This is a genomic window from Nocardia sp. NPDC003979 (assembly GCF_053605015.1).
The window spans coordinates 582,162-601,330 of record NZ_JBSGIJ010000003.1 but is presented as its reverse complement, the minus strand read 5'-3'; the positions used below and the strand labels follow the sequence as shown (position 1 = coordinate 601,330).

5 protein-coding genes are annotated in these 19,169 nt (G+C 67.2%); all 5 read left to right on the top strand.

The window, feature by feature from the left end:
- Positions 1–55 precede the first annotated feature (55 nt).
- Positions 56–14,638 (top strand): hypothetical protein, encoded by a 14,583-nt coding sequence (locus ACWEVR_RS09600; protein WP_452466515.1) that lies wholly within the window; start codon positions 56–58, stop codon positions 14,636–14,638.
- A gap of 8 nt (positions 14,639–14,646) precedes the next feature.
- Entirely contained in the window at positions 14,647–16,554 is a 1,908-nt protein-coding gene (locus tag ACWEVR_RS09595; protein WP_452466514.1) for a dynamin family protein, read from the top strand.
- A gap of 86 nt (positions 16,555–16,640) precedes the next feature.
- Positions 16,641–18,182: a dynamin family protein gene (locus ACWEVR_RS09590; RefSeq protein WP_452466513.1), complete on the top strand. Its 1,542-nt coding sequence runs from the start codon at positions 16,641–16,643 to the stop codon at positions 18,180–18,182.
- Between the two features lie 66 nt (positions 18,183–18,248).
- A complete protein-coding gene (locus tag ACWEVR_RS09585) occupies positions 18,249–18,566 on the top strand; it encodes a transposase (protein ID WP_452466512.1) in 318 nt (105 codons plus the stop codon).
- 168 nt (positions 18,567–18,734) lie between these two features.
- The coding region (locus ACWEVR_RS09580; RefSeq protein WP_452466511.1) for an IniB N-terminal domain-containing protein at positions 18,735–19,169 on the top strand (435 nt) is incomplete at its 3' end.

Genomic DNA, 19,169 nt, shown 5'->3' with positions numbered 1-19,169 from the left:
TGCCCATCGGCCATAGCTTCGAAACATCTAGCCGATCCCGGAGGAGCTGATTCCGATGACCACACCCTTGGAGAACGCGATCCTGCAGTTCATTCTCGATTTGCTGCGCGATCCTAAGGCCGCGGCGGCGTACTGCAACGCGCCGGACAAGGTCATCGAGGAGGCGCAGCTGTGCGCGACCCCCGAATACATTGCCGCCTGCGCGCCGATGGTGGCGCGCGGCGTGTGCGATGCGGGCAGTGCGCCTTTGCGGGGCATCGTCGGGTGTGGCGATGGGGGAGGTCATGGGTTCGGGGGTGGTGGTCATGGTGCCGGGTTCTATGGGGCTGGGGCCGGGCCGTCGATGTTCTTCGGGCCGGGGCGTTGGTTCGGGCCGGGGCAGGGTGGGTTCGGGCCCGGTGGTCGTGGTGGTCATGGCGGCGGGGGTCACGGTGGACCCGGCGGTGGTGGGGGTGGTGGCCGGCCCGGTGGACCCGGAGGGCCCGGGGGACCGGGAGGACCCGGCGGTTGGCCGGGTGGACCCGGAGGGCCCGGTGGTCCCGGCGGACCAGGTGGACCTGGCGGAGGTACCGGCGGTAATACCACCAACAACAACAGTGGCAACACCACCAACACCAACAGTGGCAACACGACGAATAATCAGGGCAACGGGGACAACGAGATTTTCAGCCCCGATATTCTCACCGGCGATGTGCTCAACAATCCCGTGAGCAATGTGCTCAATGGCAATCCCCTCAGCAATGTGCTCAACGGGACAAATCTGGGCGGGGTGAATCTCGGTGACATCGCGAACGTCGGCAACGTGGGCGATGTGCTGAGCAATATCGGCAGTCTCGGCGACACGCTCAACAACGTGGGCAACCTGACCAACTCGGTCGGCGACATCAGCGGTCTCGGCGACGTGACCAACACCGTCGGAAACCTCGGTGACGTCACCGGAATCGGCGATGTGATCGGCGGCGGCAACACGATCGGCGACGTCACCAACCTCATCAGCGGTGCCAACGTCGGAGATCTGCTGAGCGGCAACACGGTTGGCGACGTGACCAACCTGGTCAGCGGTGCGAACATCGGCGATATCGGCAGCACTCTCGGTGACATCACCGGTATCAACGCGCTCAACCAGGCTGCCCACATCGCGACCGAAATGACCGACGCCTTCAACGCCGTACAGATCGGCGACGCCTTCCTCGGCAACCTCAGCGCCCCCGTCACGGTGGTATCCGGTTCCCTCGGCGGCGTGAGCGGCGTCCTCAACGGCATCAGCCCGATCAGCAATATGTTCAACGATTTCAGTGATATCGGCGATGTGGGCCGTGTGCTGGAGGAGCTGGCCATCGGCAATTTCCTTTCCGCACTAAACAATGTGGGGATCGGGACCGTTGGGGATATCAGCGGAATCGGTTCCGTGGGTGATGTGAGCAATGTTGTGGGAGATGTACTCGGCGGTGTCACCAACGTGGGTTCCGTCGGAGACGTCCTCGGTGATGTGACGACCGGTGATGTGGTCGGGAACGTGCTCAACGGCGTCGGCTCGGTCGGCGATGTGAGCAATGTGGTGAATCAGGTTGTGGGCGACCAGAACCTGAGCGAGGTGCTCAACGACGCGACCATCGGTGGGGTCAGTGAGGTGCTGAACGGGTCGAACGTCGGGAACGTGTTCAACGGGTCTGTGGGTGACGTGATCGGTGATGTCACGAATGTGGGCTCGGTGTCGGAGGTGCTGAACGAGGTGGGCTCGGTCAGCGAGGTGAGCAACACGGTGGGGGATGTGTTGAACGGTGCGGGGTCTGTGGGTGATGTGAGCAATGTCGTTGGGTCCGTCGTGGGTGATATCGGGTCGATCGGTGATGTGAGTGAGGTTGTCGGTGGAGTCGGCAACGTGAGCGATGTGGTCGGGGACCTGACCGCGGTCGGCGATATCGGCAGCGTTGTCGGCTCCGTCGGCGACGTCACCCAGAACATCGGGTCCGTCGGTGATGTCACCGGGATCGGTGGGTCGGTGGGCGACGTGCTGTCCGATATCGGCAGCGTCGGCGGGGATGTGGGCTCCATCGGTGATGTGAGCAGCGTTGTCGGTGATGTCGGCGGTGGGGACGTAACCAATGTCGTGGGCGATGTGGTCGACGGGGACGTCTTCGGTTCGGTGGGTTCCGTAGGTGACGTGACCAATGTCGTCGGCGGCGATGTGCTGGGTTCGGTCGGCGACATCGGCTCTATGGGCGACGTTCTCGACGGCGGTATCGGCTCCGTCGGCGATGTCTCGCAGTCAGTCGGCGACGTCTCCGGTGTGGCGGTCGACCTCACCAACACGATCAGCGAATTCGGTTCGATCAGCGAGGTCACCAACACCGTTGGCGATCTGACCGCCGTCGGTGGCGACTTCGGTTCGATCAGCGAGATCACCGGTGTGGCCGGCGATCTCACCCAAACTGTCGGCGACATCGGCTCCGTCGGCGATGTATCCGGCGTCGCCGGAGATGTCATCGGCACGGCCGGCGACATCGGTTCCGTGAGCAATGTGGTCGGCGATGTGGGTTCCGTCGGCGGCGATGTCCTCGGCTCCGTCGGCGACATCACCGGCATCGCGGGTTCGGTCGGCGAGGTGACCGGCGTAGCGGGCGACCTCACCAACACCTTCGGCGACGTGACGAACACCGTCGGTGACACCACCGGTGTCGCAGGCGATCTTGTCGGTTCCGTCAGTGAAGTCTCCGGCATCGCAGGCGACGTGACCGGTGTCGCGGGCGACATCGGTTCGATCAGCAATGTCGGCGGTGACGTGGTCGGCGGTGACCTGATTGGTTCGGTCGGCGATGTTTCCGGCGTCGCGGGCGACGTGAGCGGCGTCGTGGGCAACGTGAGCGGCGTCGCGGGCGACCTCACCAACACCATCGGCTCGGTCGGTGACCTGACGAACGTGGTCGGAGATATCGGCAGTGTCGGCGGCGACCTGACCAACACGGTCGGCTCGGTCGGCGACATCACCGATGTCGGTTCGATCAGAGACATCACTGGTGTGGCCGGCGACCTGACCAACACGGTGGGCTCGATCAGCGACGTGACCGGTGTCGCGGGCGACCTGACTGGCGTCGCGGGCGATGTCTCCGGTGTGGCGGGTGACGTGACCGGGGTCGTCGGCGATCTCACGTACACCGTCGGTTCGGTGGGCGATGTCGCGAACAACGTCACTGGTGTGGCAGGCGATCTCACTCAGTCTGTCGGCGACGTAACCGGCATCGCGGGTGATCTGACCGGCGTAGCGGGCGACTTCACCGGCGTCGCAGGGGATCTCACCAACACCGTCGGCTCGGTCGGTGATGTGACGAACGAGCTCTCCGGCGTGGCAGGTGATATCACGGGCATCGCTGGTTCGGTCGGCGAAGTAACCAACACGGTCGGCGACGTGTCCGGGGTCGCGGGTGATCTCACCAACTCGATCAGCGACGTGTCGGGCGTAGCAGGGGATCTGACGAACTCGGTAGGCGACGTCACGGGCGTGGCCGGAGACCTGACCGGTGTGGCCGGCGACCTTACGAACACTGTCGGCTCGGTCGGCGACCTTACGAATACCGTCGGCGACGTCACCGGTGTAGCGGGCGACCTCACCACCACTGTTGGCTCCGTCGGTGATTGGACCAACACGGTGGGCAACCTGACCGGAGTCGCCGGTGACGTGACAGGCGTCGCGGGCGATCTGGTCGGTTCCGTCGGCGACGTAAGTGGAGTCGCAGGCGATCTCACCAACACCGTCGGCTCGGTCGGTGACGTGACGAACGCCGTCGGCGATCTGACCGGCATCGCGGGTGATGTGTCCGGTGTGGCAGGCGACCTCACCAACACCATCGGAGACGTGACCAACACTGTCGGCAATATCAGCGACGTGACCGGGGTCGCTGGTGACCTCACCAACTCGGTTACCGGGGTGGCCGGCGACGTGGTCGGCTCAGTCGGCGACGTGACCGGAGTGGCCGGTGACCTCACCAATACGGTCGGGTCCGTCGGCGATTGGACCAACACGGTCGGCAACCTCACCCAGTCCATCGGCGATGTGACCGGTGTGGCAGGCGATCTCACCAACACTGTGGGCGATGTCAGCGGCGTCGCGGGCGACCTGACCGGTGTCGGAGGCGATCTCACCAACACGGTCGGTTCGATCAGTGATGTGACGGGCGTGGCGGGCGATGTCCTCGGTTCGGTGGGCGACGTGACAGGAGTCGCAGGCGATGTCATCGGTTCGGTGGGCGATGTGACGCAGACCGTCGGCAACATCAGCGATGTCACCGGCGTCGCGGGCGATCTCACCGGTGTGGCGGGCGACCTGACCAACACCGTCGGCTCGGTGGGCGACGTGACGGGTGTCGCGGGTGACCTCACCCAGACTGTCGGTGACGTAACCGGAACCGTTGGCTCCGTGGGCGACTGGACCAACACGGTCGGTGACGTGACCAATGCGGTCGGCTCTGTGGGCGACGTGACCAACACCGTGGGCGATCTGACCGGCGTCGCGGGTGACCTCACCCAGACGGTCGGCAATATCAGCGACGTGACCGGCGTCGCCGGGGACCTCACCCAAACCGTCGGGTCCATCGGCGACGTGACGGGCGTGGCAGGCGACCTCACCAACACCATCGGCGACATGACCGGCAATGTCGGTTCGATCGGCGACATCACCGGCGTAACAGGCGATCTCACCGGTGTCGGCGGCGACCTGCTCAGCGACATCACCGGCAACACAGGAGACCTCACTGGGGTTGCTGGCGACCTCACGGGCATCGCGGGTGACCTCACCGGCAACTCCGGGGACCTGACCGGGATCGCGGGTGATCTCACCGGAGTTGCGGGCGACCTGACCAACACTGTCGGTTCGATCGGCGACGTGACCGGTGTCGGCGGCGACCTCGTGGGGGACGTGACGGGTGTCGCGGGTGACCTCACGGGCAACTCCGGCGACCTCACCGGTGTGGCGGGCGACCTGACGCAAACAGTCGGTTCGATCGGTGACGTCACCGGTGTCGGCGGTGACGTACTCAGCGACCTCACCGCCAACTCGGGTGATATCACCGGAATCGCGGGCGGCCTCGTCAACAACGCAGGCGACATCACCAACACGGTCGGTGATGTAAGCGGTGTGGCGGGCGACCTGCTCAGCAACTCGGGCGATCTCACCGGTATCGCGGGTGACCTGACCGGCACAATCGGTGACGTCAGCGGCGTCGCGGGTGGCCTGATCAGCAACACCGGTGACCTCACCGGCATCGCGGGTGGCCTGACCGGCGTGGCAGGCGACCTGACCGGCACGGTCGGTTCGATCGGTGACGTGACGGGTGTCGGCGGTGACCTGCTCAGCGACCTCACCGGCAATTCGGGCGACCTGGCCAACACGGTCGGTGATGTGAGTGGTGTCGCGGGTGACCTGCTCAGCAACTCCGGGGACCTCACCGGCGTCGCAGGCGATTTGACCGGTGTCGCGGGTGATCTCAGCGGTTTCGGCGACGTGACCGGAGTCGGCGGCGACCTTGCCGGGGACGTGACGGGCATCGCGGGTGACTTGACCGGCAATACCGGCGACCTGACCAACACGGTCGGTGATGTGAGTGGTGTCGCCGGTGACCTGCTCAGCAACTCGGGCGACTTCACCGGTGTTGCGGGCGACCTCGTCGGCTCGGTCGGCGACATCACCGGCAACACAGGGGATCTGGCTGGCATCGCAGGTGACATCACCGGTGTCGCAGGGGATCTCACCGGGATCGCCGGTGACCCGAGCGTCGTCGGCGACGTCACTGGCGTCGGCGGCGATCTGCTGAGCAACGTGAGTGGCGTGGCGGGTGACCTGATCGGCAACACGGGCGATATCGGCGACATCACCGGTGTGGCAGGCGGACTCGTCAACGGCAATGTGACCGGCGATCTGATCGACGGCACGGTCGGCGACGTCACCGGTGGCCTCGTCAATGGTGACGTGACCGGCGACCTCATCGACAACACCGGCACGATCACCGGCATCGCTGGCGACGTGATCGGCACGGTCGGCAACAGCGGCGACATCACCGGTGACCTGGTCGACGGCGACATCACGGGCATCGCAGGCGACCTGACCGGTGTGGCCGGTGGCCTCGTCAACGGCGATGTGACCGGCGACCTCATCGACAACACCGGCACGATCACCGGAGTCGCGGGCGGACTGGTCAACAACACCGGCGATATCAGCGGCGTCGCGGGCGACCTCGTCGGTTCGGTCGGCGACATCGGCAACAGCGGCGACCTGACGGGAATCGCAGGCGACGTTATCGGTACCGTCGGCAACAATGGCGATATCTCCGGCGACCTACTCGACAACTCCGGCGACATCGTCGGCGACATCACCGGTGTGACAGGCGGGCTCGTCAACGGAGACGTGACCGGTGACCTGGTCGGCGGAACTGTCGGCGACCTCACCAACGTCGGCAATATCAGCGACATCACGGGCGTGGCGGGCGATCTGACCGGCAGCCTCGTGAACGGCGACGTGACCGGCGATCTGATCGACGGGACCGTCGGCGACCTGACGAACGTCGGCAATATCAGCGATATCTCCGGCGACCTGCTGGACGTGACCGGTGTGGCGGGTGATCTGACCGGTGTAGCCGGTGGCCTCGTCAACGGTGATATCACCGGCGACCTAATCGACAACTCGGGCACCGTGGTAGGCGATCTGGTCGACAACTCGGGCACGATCGGCGACATCACAAACACCGGCGAGCTGGTCGGTGACATCACCGGCAACAGCGGCGACCTGACCGGCGTCGCAGGTGACTTGCTCGACAACTCGGGCGGAGTACTGAACGACCTCACCAACAACGGCGACATCACCGCTATCGCAGGCGGTTTGGTGAACGGCGACCTGACCGGCGTGGCTGGTGACCTCACCGCGGGCTTGGTGAACAGCGACCTGACCGGCGTTGCGGGCGACCTCACCGCAGGTCTGGTGAACGGTGACATCACCGGTGTCGCAGGGGATCTCACCGGCGATCTCATCGACAACAGTGGCGACATCGGCGGCCTCATCGGCTCCGTCGGTGACATCACCGGCACAGGTGACGTGACAGGCGTGGCAGGCGGCCTGGTGAACAACACCGGCGATATCACCGGCGATCTCTTCGACAACTCGGGCGCCATCGGTGGCGTGGTCGGCGACATCACCGGCGGACTCGTCAACGGCGATTTCACAGGCGACTTGATCGACGGCGACTTCACCGGTGCAGCAAGCGATCTCATCGACAACAACGGCGATATCGGCGGCCTCATCGGTTCGATCGGCGACGTCACCGGCAACACCGGCGACCTGACCGGTGTGGCAGGTGACCTGACCGGCGGCCTGGTCAACGGTGATATCACCGGCGATGTGACCGGCATCGCGGGCGGCCTCGTGAACGGTGACATCACCGGCGACCTCCTCGACAATTCCGGCGACTTGACCGGGGTCGCAGGCGGTTTGGTGAACGGTGATGTGATCGGCGATATCACGAACACCGGCGATATCACCGGCATCGCGGGCGGCTTGGTCTCCAACACGGGCGACATCACCGGAGACCTCATCGACGGCGATGTGACAGGCGACCTGATCGACGGCGGCCTGACTGGCATTGCCGGCGGCCTCATCAATGGGGATGTCACGGGCGACCTGATCGACGGCGACGTCACCGGAGACCTTCTAGACGTAACCGGCGGTCTGGTCAACGGTAACGTGACGGGCGATCTGATCGACGGTGGAATCACCGGTGTCGCGGGCGATCTCACCGGCGTTGCAGGTGACGCTATTTCGAACAGTGGCGACATCACCGGCGGCCTGGTGAACGGCGACGTAGTCGGTGACATCACCGGCGACCTCGTGGACGGCGATGTGATCGGTGACGTCACGGGTGGCCTGGTGAACGGCGACGTGACAGGCGATTTCATCGACGGTGGACTGACCGGTATCGCGGGCGGGCTCATCAACGGCGATGTCACCGGCGACCTACTCGACGTGACCGGTGGCCTGGTCAACGGTGACGTGACAGGTGACCTGGTCGACGGCGACATCACCGGTGTGGCAGGTGGCCTGATCTCCAACACGGGCGATATCACCGGCGGCCTCGTGAACGGCGACTTGACCGGTGTCGCAGGCGATCTCACTGCCGGCCTGGTGAACGGCGACGTGGTCGGAGATGTCGCAGGTGGCCTGGTGAACGGCGACGTGGTCGGAGATGTCGCAGGTGGCCTGGTGAACGGTGACGTCAGCGGTGATCTGCTCGACGTGACCGGCGGCCTGGTCAACGGTGATGTGACCGGTATTGCGGGTGATCTCACCGCGGGCCTGGTGAACGGTGACCTGGTGGACGGCGATGTGACCGGCGATCTCATCGACGGCGGACTCACAGGAATTGCCGGCGGCATCGTCAACGGCGATATCACCGGCGACCTTCTCGACAACTCCGGTGATATCGGCGGCCTGGTCGGCTCGATCACCGATAACGACATCACCGGTGTCGCAGGCGGACTCGTGAACGGCGACGTCATCGATGACATCACGAGTGGCGATATCACCGGTGTCGCAGGCGATCTCACCGCTGGTCTCGTGAACGGCGATCTCGTCGGCGATGTGACAGGTGATCTGGTCGATGGTGATCTGACCGGTGTCGCCGGTGGAATCCTCGACGGGGACATCGTCGGTGACGTGACGGGCGACCTCGTCGACGGTGACATCACCGGCGGGCTGGTGAACGGCGACCTTGTCAACAACATCGGTGACGTGACCGGTGTGGCGGGCGGCCTGGTCAACGGCGACGTGGTCGGCGATCTGGTCGACGCGGGCGACATCACGGGCGATCTGGTCGATGGCGACCTGACCGGTATCGCGGGCGGAATTGTCAACGGGGACATCGTCGGTGACGTCACCGACAACGACATCACCGGCGACTTCCTCAACGATCTTTCGGCCGTCACCGGCGGTGTGGTCACCGGGGACGTGCTCAGCGACATCACCGGAGCCACGGGCGGCGTGGTGAACGGCGACGTCACCGACAACGACATCGTCGCCGGTGTGGTGAACGGTGATGTGCTCAGTGGCATCACCGACAACGACGTCACCGGCGACCTCGTCGACAATGTGGGCAACGTGACCAACAACGGCGACGTGGCCAACCTGATCGGCCTTACCGGCCTGGCCGCCGCGGTCACCGGCATCGCGGGTGACGTGGGCACCGGCGACCTCATCGGAAACTTCGACCTGGCAGGCATGGCCGCCGACCTGTTCGACAATTCCGGCGACGTCACCGCCGTCGCAGGCGGCCTCGTGAACGGCGATGTGATCGGTGACGTCACCGACAACGACGTGGTCGGCGGAATCCTCACCGGCGACCTCACGAACACCGGCGACATCGTCAACCTGGTCGGCGACATCACCGGAGGCGACCTGACCGACGTCGGAAACATCACCGGCGATCTCGTCGGCATCGGCGCCATCGGCGATGTGACCGGCGACCTCGTGGACGGCTCGATCGGCGATGTGACCGGCGATCTCGTCGACGGTTCGATGGGCGACATCACCGGGGATCTGGTGGATGGGGGTCTGGTCGGCGATCTGACCGGCGTCGCAGGCGACCTCACCGGTGTCGGCTCGATCGGTGACGTGACCGGCGATCTCATCGACGGTTCGGTCGGTGACATCACCGGGGACCTGGTGGACGGCGGTCTGGTCGGCGACCTGACGAACGTCGGCAACATCACCGGCGACCTCGTCGATGGCGGCCTGGTCGGTGACCTGACCGGTGTCGCAGGCGATCTCAACGGCATCGGCGACATCACCGGTGATGTGGTCGACGGCGGCCTGGTCGGCGACCTGACAAACGTCGGCTCCATCGGCGACGTGACCGGCGGGCTCATCAACGGTGACGTGACGGGCGATCTCGTCGACGGTGGCCTGGTCGGTGATTTGACCGGGGTCGCGGGTGACCTGAACGGCATCGGCGACATCACGGGTGACTTGGTGGACGGCGACGTCGTCGGAGATCTGACCGGAGTGGCGGGCGATCTCAACGGCATCGGCGACATCACGGGCGATCTGGTGGACGGAGGAATCGTCGGCGACATCACCGGAGACCTGGTCGACAACGACTTCACCGACGTCGGCAATATCGCCGGCATCGTCGGTGACCTGACCGACGTGGGCAATGTCGGCGACGTGACCGGCGGCCTCGTCAACGGTGACGTGACCGGCGACCTGATCGACGGCGACTTGGTCGGCGACATCACCGGAGATCTTGTCGACGGCGATATCACCGGCAACCTGATCGACAACGACCTCACCAACGTGGGCAACATCGCAGGCCTCGTCGGCGACCTGACCGACGTCGGTTCTGTCAGTGACGTCACCGGCGACCTCGTCGACACCGGTGACATCACCGGCGACCTGATCGACGGCAGCCTCGTCCGCGACGTGACCGGCGACCTGAACGACGTCGGTTCCGTCGACGACGTCACCGGCGATCTCATCGACACCGGCGACCTCACGAACACCGGCGACCTGACCGACGTCGGCTCCATCGGTGACATCACCGGCGACCTGATCGACGGCAACCTCGTCGGCGACGTGACCGGTGACCTCACAAACGTCGGCTCCATCACCGACTTCATCGACACAGGCGACATCACGGGCGACATCGTCGACAACGAACTCGTCGCCGACCTGACCGACATCGACGTGACCGGCGTTGCCGGTGACCTGACCAGCACGGTGGGCGATATGACCGGACCTTTGAGCGGTAACGACATCTCGGGCACGATCGGCGACATCCTCAGCGGCAATGGCGGCGGAGGCGGCGGGGGAGGTGGCGGCGGGACCGGTGACGTCACCTGGGTCGGCGACCTGGTGAGCATCACCGACTCGTTCAGCGACATCACGAATGTGTTCGGTGACTGGTCGAACATGATCGGCGACATCAGCGGCTCGTTCGGTGACCTGTCCGGCGCGTTCGAGAACCTGAGCGTGAGCGACGTCTTCGGCGACGTGACCGGCGTGTCGGGCGATTGGTCCGCCATGATCGCCGGCCTGAGCGACAACGCGCTCGAGATCACCGGCTTCGGCAGCGGCGTGGTGAGCGAACTGGTGAACGCGTCCGGCGACTGGAACTACACGGTCGAGGGCATTACCGGCAGCTTCGGCGACGTGGTCGGCATCGGCGGTGACGTGGTGAGCATCGGCGGCGACCTGGTCGGCTCGGTCGGAGGCGTCGGGGGTTCGATCGGCGACGTCACCGGCTCGCTCACCGGCATCGGCGCTTCGATCGGCGACATCACGGGCTCGCTCACCGGTGTCGCGGGTGACCTGACCGGCGTGGCAGGTGACCTGACCGGTGTCGCGGGCGACATCACCGGCATCGGCGGCAACCTGTCCGATGTGTTCGGCGACGTGACCGGCTCCTTCGGCGACCTCACCGGCTTCGGTGGCGACGTCACCGGCTTCGTCGCCGACCTGACCGGCATCGGCGGTGACCTGACCGGCTCGGTCGGCGATCTCACCGCCTTCTTCGGAGACTTCACCGGTATCGCCGGTGACGTGGCCGCCTTCACGGGCGACGTGACCGGCACCTTCACCGGTGTCGGTGGCGACCTGATCGGCTCGGTCGGTGACCTCACCGGCGTCGGCGAGGTGGTCGGCGATGTGACCGGCTCGTTCGGTGACATCACCGGCGCGACCGGACTAATCGGTGATCTGGATCTGGCGAACACGATCGGCGACGTGACCGGCTCGGTCGACGTCGGCGATATCGGTGGTGATGTGACCGGCGTCTTCGGTGACATCGCGGGAGATGTGACCGGAGTTGTCGGCGCGGTCGGCGACGTGACCGGGGTGGTAGGCGACCGTGACCTTGGAATCGGGGATGTGAGTGACATGGGTGACATCAATATCGGCGGCGAGAACAACATTTTCGGTGCGGGCCTCAACGATGTGAACGGCATCGGCGACAACTTCGGCGGCATCGCCGACAACTGGGAAGACGTGCAGATCCAGGGCATCGGCGGCCAGGTCGACGAATCGCTGAACAACTTCGGCGGCCTAGGCAACGGCGTGCTGGCAGGCGCTCTCGGCGAAGGCCTCGTCGGCGGCGACCTCACCGGAATCGGCGCCCACGATGTCACCGACGTGGTCGATGTCGGCGACGTGGCGAGCAACATCAACGATGTGACGGCGAACGGCATCGGCGCGGCGATCGACGAGAGTTCGGTCCTCAACGATGTGGTCGACGGAGGTATCGCCGGTGTGGCGGGCGGACTGCTCACCGGGGACGGTGGCCTGGCGGGTGCGGGCGGCGTCCTGAACGGCGACGGCGGCCTGGCCGGCGCGGGCGGCGTCTTCAACGGCAACACCTTCGAGGACATCACCGCCAACGGCGTCGGCGCCGCGGTGGACGACGTGTCTGATGTGGTCGACGGCGGCATCCTGTCCGGCAACACCGTCGAGGACATCACCACCAGCGGCATCGGCGCGGCGATCGACGAGAGCTCGGTCCTCAACGATTTGGCGGCAGGCGACGGCATCGGCAACGGCAATGTGGTCGGCGGCATCGTCGGTGCGGTAACCGGCGACGGCGACGGTGGCCTGCTCGGCACCGGCGGTGTCCTCAACGGCGACGGTGGTCTGGCCGGCGCGGGCGGCGTGCTCAACGGCGACGGCGGCCTGCTCGGCGCGGCAGGCGTCGGCAACGACCTGCTGGCAGCGGGCGGCGACGGCGGCCTGTTCGGCGGCGCCGAGGACACCACTATCAACGGCATCGGTGCCGCGATCGACGAAAGCGCGATCCTCAACAACGTGAACGTCGAGGACATCACCGGCATCAGCGGCAACGTCGACGACCTGGGCGGCGTCCTCAACGGCGACGGTGGCCTGGCCGGTGCGGGCGGTGTCCTCAACGGTGACGGTGGTCTGGCCGGTGCGGGCGGCGTGCTCAACAGCGACGGCGGCTTGCTCGGCGCGGCAGGCGTCGGCAACGGCAACTTCGACGACTGGACCGACGTGGTCGACGTCGACGATGTGACCGCCAACGGCATCGGCGCCGCGGTGGACGACGTGTCCGATGTGGTCGACACCGGCGACATCACCGGCCTCGCAGGCGGCGTCTTCAGCGGCGACTTCGAAGACATCACCACCAACGGCATCGGCGCGGCGATCGACGAGTCGAACGTCCTCAACGACGTGGTCGACGACGGCATCCTCAGCGACACCCTCGACGGTGGAGTGGCAGGCGGCAACGCGAACTTCGAAGACATCACCGCGAATGGCATCGGTGCCGCGATCGACGAATCGAACGTGCCGATCCTCAACGACGTGGTCGACGGCGGCGTCGCCTCCGGTCTCCTCGGCGGCGAAGGCGGCCTCCTCGGCGCCGCGAACTTCGAGGACATCACCGCGAACGGCATCGGTGCGGCGATCGACGACAGCCCGATCCTGAACGACGCGGTCGACGACGGTGTGGTCGACGTCCTCAACGGCGCGGCCTTCCAGGACATCACCGCCAACGGCGTCGGCGCCGCGATCGACCAGAGCCCGATCGGCAACGACCTGGTCGACGGCCTGATCAACGGCTCGAACTTCGAGGACATCACCGGTGTCGGCGGCAATGTCGACAGTGTCGGAGGCGTCATGAACGGCATGACCGACGTGCTGAACCCGACCGCGGTGGCGGGCCTGTTCAGCAGCGGTCTGACGGGCAGTACCCACGAGAACACCGGTTCGACGAACTCCTCGCCGTACAGCAACGCCACCTCGGCGGCCTCGGACGGTGCGGCGTCGGCGGCGAACGCGGCCAGCGCGTTCACCGGCGCGGCGGCCTCGACCGCGGGCCTGGCAGGCCTCAGTGACGACGACCTCGGCTTCGACCTGGGCAACACCTTCGACAACGCGGGCCTCACCGGCATCGCACCCGGTGAACCGAACCCCTCGGGCACCGGCCTGGAGACCGGCTTCGGCCCCTTCGACGCGGTGACCGGCGCGATCACCGGCGACGCGACGGGTGCCGGCCTGCTCGACGGTGTCCTGCCCGGTGACGACGCGCCCGGCGGACTCCTCGGCGGTGACCCGGGCGAGGTTCTCCCCGGTGGCGATGTGGCAGGCGACCTGGCCGACGAGGTGCTGCCGACCATGCACACCATGCCGTACGAGGACGGCAACCTGGTCGGCTCGGGCCTGGAGACCGGCTTCGGCGCGGTGGAAGGCCTCACCGGCGGCGGCCTCCTGGGCGACGTGCCCACCGAGGTGGTCGGCACGGGCGAACCGTTCGACACCCTCACCGGCGCCGGCTCGGCGGTCGGCGACGCGGTCGACGCCCCGGTCCCCGGCTACGACTACACCCCGATGCCGACCACCGCACCGGACACCTCCGGCACCACCGGCGCGGCGACGGGCGGCCTGTCCGACACCACCGAGGCGGCGACCGGCGGGGTCTACGACACCACCGAGGCAGCGACAGGCGGTGTCACCGAGACCCTGGACAGCGTGGATGTGGGCGGCGCCTTCGGCCCGGGCCTCGGCGCCACCGACACCGGCCTGCTCGGCGACTCGTCGAGCACGACCACCCCGGAGGCCGACGACGGTGGCCTCCTCGGCGGCGGCCTCCTCTGAGGATCGTCATGACGACTCCGGCGAAGACGTCGGCCGCACCGTCAGCAGCCACCCCGCTGCTGACGGTGCTCGGCGACACGATCGAGGCGGCGCGCGCCGCCGACCGCGACGACCTGGTCGTCCGGTTGGAGGCGGTCGCGCAACGGGTCAGGGATCCGCGCAGGCGGATCGTGGTGACCGGTCAGCTGGAACAGGGCAAGAGCAGGTTCGTCAACGCGCTGCTCGGGCTGGATGTGTGCCGGGTCGGCGACGACCAGACCACGACCATCCCCCTGCAACTCGAATACGGCCCGGTCCCGCGCGCCGAACTGGTGCTCACCGCGCCGGGCGCGAGCGACATCCGCGTGGAGGTGCCGTTCGACGAGATCGGTTCCCTCGACGCCCGCAGCCCGTACGCGCAGGGCCGCCAGATCGCCCGGATCGAGGCGGCGGTGCCGAATCAGCTGCTCAGCGAGGGCATCGTGCTGGTCGACACCCCCGGCGTCGGCGGCCACAGCAGCGCGTATTCGGCGGCCGTGCTCGGCATGGTTCCGGCCGCCGACGCGGTGCTGCTGCTGAGCGATGCCTCCACCGAACTCACCGAGCCCGAGCTGTCGTTCCTGCGGCAGGTCAAGGAGCTGTGTCCGACGGTCGCGGTGTTGCTCACCAAGGTGGACATGTATCCGCATTGGCGTCAGGTCGCCGAGGCCGATCGCGGGCATATCGCCTGGTCGGGGCTCGAGATCCCGATGCTTCCGGTGTCGTCGCTGCTGCGCGCGCACGCGTTGCGCACCAGCAATGCCCAGCTCGGTCGCGAGTCCGGTTTCGGTGCGCTGTTCGCGTTCCTGAAGGAACAGGTCGTCGCCCGCGACCAGGTGTCGACCAGGGCCGCGGTGGCACGCGAACTGCATTCGGCGGCCGAACATCTGGCCCTGGTCCTGGGCAGCGAACTGATCGCCCTGCGCGACCCGGAACGCTCCGACGACGCGATCCGCGAACTGCAACGCGCCCGCACCGCCGCCGAGGACCTGCGCCGCAGCTCCGGCTACTGGCAGCACACCCTGCAGGACGGCATCACCGACCTGATGAGCGATATCGACCACGACCTGCGCGAACGCCTCCGCGCGGTGGCCCACACCGCCGAGGACTGGATCGACGAACACGATCCGGGCAGGCACTGGCAGGCCATCGCCGAGTGGCTCACCGGCACGGTCGACACCGCCCTCGGCGACAACCTGCTGTGGACGCACACCAGGGCCGAAACCCTGGCCGAGCGGGTCGCCGAACATTTCGGCAAGGCCAGCGCCGTCGACCTGCCCGATGTGGACAACGCGATGGACGCCGAGGGCACGGGCGCGGCGGCGGGCACCCTGGCCGGTCTCGAACCCGATATCAGCGTCACCAGCAAGGTCCTCGTCGGCTTGCGCGGCTCCTACGGTGGCGTGCTGATGGTCGGTCTCGCCTCGACACTGGCCGGTCTGGCGCTGCTGAATCCGCTGTCGATCGGCGCGGGTGTGCTGGTCGGCGGCAAGGCCTACAAGGACGACAAACAGTTGCGCTTGGCTCGCAAACGCGCCGAGGCCAAGGCGGCGGTGCGGCGGTTCGTCGACGATGTGGCGTTCCAGGCGGGCAAGGAGGCCAAGGACCGCATGCACCGCATCCACCGGGCCCTGCGCGACCACTTCACCGGTGTCGCCGAACGCAGCCTGCGCTCGATCGACGCCTCGCTGAAGGCCGCGCAGGACGCGGCGAATTCGGCGGTGAACAGCCGGTCGGGCCGGCGCGGCGAGCTCGAACACCAGCTGGTGCGGGTCGCCGAGCTGCGCCGCTACGCCGACGGCATGCTCGAGCTCACCTCGGCGCCGGGCAGGCAGCGTTCGTATTCGGCGCCGTCACCCGGTGTGCGGCCGGTGCCCGCCGAGGACGGACGCCGGTGAATGCCGTGTTCGCTCCGGCGCGCGAGGGTGTGTTTAAGTGAAGGAATGATGCTCGCCGCGTGGGTCGAAGCGGAGGCCGCGCGCCGATGAGACACTATCGGCCCGAATCCCCGCCTCCCGGCGGCGCACCCACCGCACCCACGACCGGCGAGGCGCACCGGCTCGTCGAGGCCGCCGCGCGGGAACTGCGCGACCCCGTCGCCCGGCAGTTGATCGACGAATGCGCCGAGCGGTTGCGTCAGCCCTTGCGGGTCGCGCTGGCCGGTTCGATCAAGGCGGGCAAGTCGACGCTGCTCAACGCCCTGGTCGGGCAGAGCATCGCCCCCACCGATGCCACCGAATGCACCCGCGTGGTCACCTGGTACCGCAGCGGAACCACCCCGACGGTGACGGCGTTCGCGGCCGACGGCGCGTCGGCGAACGTGGCGGTCCGCCGAGGGGCCGGGGCGCACGGTCTCACCTTCGAGCTGTCGGGTCTGCGCTGGCAGCCGGCCGGTACGTACGCCGTCGACCACCTGGAAGTGCGCTGGCCGACGGCCGAGTTGTCACGCACCACCATCATCGACACGCCGGGCACGTCGTCGCTGTCGCACGAGGTGTCCGAGCGAACCATGCGCCTGCTCACCCCCGCAGATGTCGAACCCGACGCCCTGCGTATCCCCGGCGCCGACGCCGTGGTCTATCTGCTGCGCCGCCTCGATGCCACCGACGTCCACTTCCTCGAACAGATCGGTTCCGGCGGTCCGGCCGGTCCGCTCGGTGTGGTCGGGGTGGTGTCGCGGGCCGACGAGATCAGCGCCGGCCACATCAACGCCCTGAATTCGGCGCGCGATGTGGCAACCCGCTTCGCCACCGAGCTGGAACGCACCGGGTTGTGCCAGGCGGTGATCCCCGTGGCGGGCCTGCTCGCTTTCGCAGCCGCCACCCTCACCCAGCCCGAGTTCGCCGCGTTCGCAGCCCTGGCGGGGTTGCCCGCCGACACCCTCGAACTGGCCCTGCTCTCGGCCGACCGGTTCTCGCGCCCCGATATCGAACTGCCGGTACCGCCGCTGGTCCGCGCCCAATTGCTGGACCGGTTCGGCATGTTCGGTGTGCGGATGGCCACCGAACTCGTGCGCACCGGCGTGCGTGACGCGGCGTCGCTCTCGGCCGAGCTCAGTGCCCGCAGCGGCATCGACGAACTACGCCGGGTCCTCGACGTGCAGTTCGGTCAGCGCGCCGAGCAGCTCAAAGCCCATTCCGCGCTCACCACCCTCGACCGGGTGATCACCGCCCACCCCGGCACCCCCGCCGACGAACTGCTGCCGCGCGTGCGCACCCTGCTCGCCGACGTGCACGGTTTCGCCGAGTTGCGCCTGCTCGGCCGGTTGCGCGCCGACGAGTTGCCGCTGCCGCCCGACGACCTCGCCGAACTGTTCCGCCTGGTCGGCGGCGCCGGCGTCGCCCCGCACGTGCGCCTGGGCCTACCCGCCGACACCGACCCCGCGACGATGCGCGCCCATGCCCTCGACGCGGCGCGCAAGTGGCGCACCAGATCCCGGCATCCGCTCATCGACAAGACGACAGTCGAGGCGTGCCTGACTGCCGTACGCAGTGTCGAGGGAGCACTCTCGCAGCTACCGGGCTGATCCTGTCTCCCAATTATTTCGCCGATCGATTGGGTTTGTCGCTGCTCGATACGGCATGATTCCGCCGTGACCACGACGATCGGCGACCCCGTCCGGGTACTGACGGACGCGCAATGGGCGCTGCTCGAATTGCTGCTGCCCACCTCGGCGGGCCGTGCGGGCCGCGACTTCGCCAACAACCGTCTCGTGGTCGAGGGGATGCTGTTCTGGCTGCGTACCGGTATCGCGTGGCGTGAGCTGCCCGCCGAATTCGGTCCGTGGCAGACGGTCTGGAAACGGCAGCGCCGCTACCAGGCCGACGGCACATGGGATCGTCTGCTCACCGCCTTGGCCGCCATGGCCGACGACGCGGGCAACCTCGCCTGGGTGCGGCGAGATATTTAGGAGACACCGATTTTTCGGCTCCGAAAAGGTCACACTCTTCATCGGTAACGATTTCGTTGCGGAATCGGACTAGCTTTCCGAACACTCGCATGGCCAAGCGTGAAAAGCACCCACCGACAGACGAGTACGGATCGCAGCGCTTGCGCCGATCTGGAGGAGCTGACCCGAATGAACCCCACCGCGATCCTCGAGTTCATCCTGAACCTGCTGCGTGATCCCCAAGCCGCAGCAAACTATTGCGCCAACCCCGTCCACGTCCTCTGCGAAGCGGACATCCCCGCCACCCCCGCCGAGATCGCGGCCGCCGCCCCCACCATCGCCGCCGCCCTCTCCACCGACTGCACCTCCACCCTCACCGCCCTCAACACCGCCGCCGCCTCGGTGACCACCGTCGCCACCACCTCGGTAGCCGCCACCACCGCCGCAGCCGTCACCACGGCCGCCGACATCGAGACCGGCCTGGAAACGACCGTCGACCTCGGCGCCACCGTGGGCACCGGCCTGGGCGCTGTCGCTGATGTGTCTGCTGGTTTGGGTGCGTCTGTGGGTGCCGGGCTGGGTGCTGTCGCTGATGTGTCTGCTGGTTTGGGTGCGTCTGTGGGT

Coding starts and splice junctions, on each gene's coding strand:
- ACWEVR_RS09600 (WP_452466515.1), top strand. CDS start 56: ATGACCACACCCTTGGAGAACGCGATCCTGCAGTTCATTCTCGATTTG.
- ACWEVR_RS09595 (WP_452466514.1), top strand. CDS start 14,647: ATGACGACTCCGGCGAAGACGTCGGCCGCACCGTCAGCAGCCACCCCG.
- ACWEVR_RS09590 (WP_452466513.1), top strand. CDS start 16,641: ATGAGACACTATCGGCCCGAATCCCCGCCTCCCGGCGGCGCACCCACC.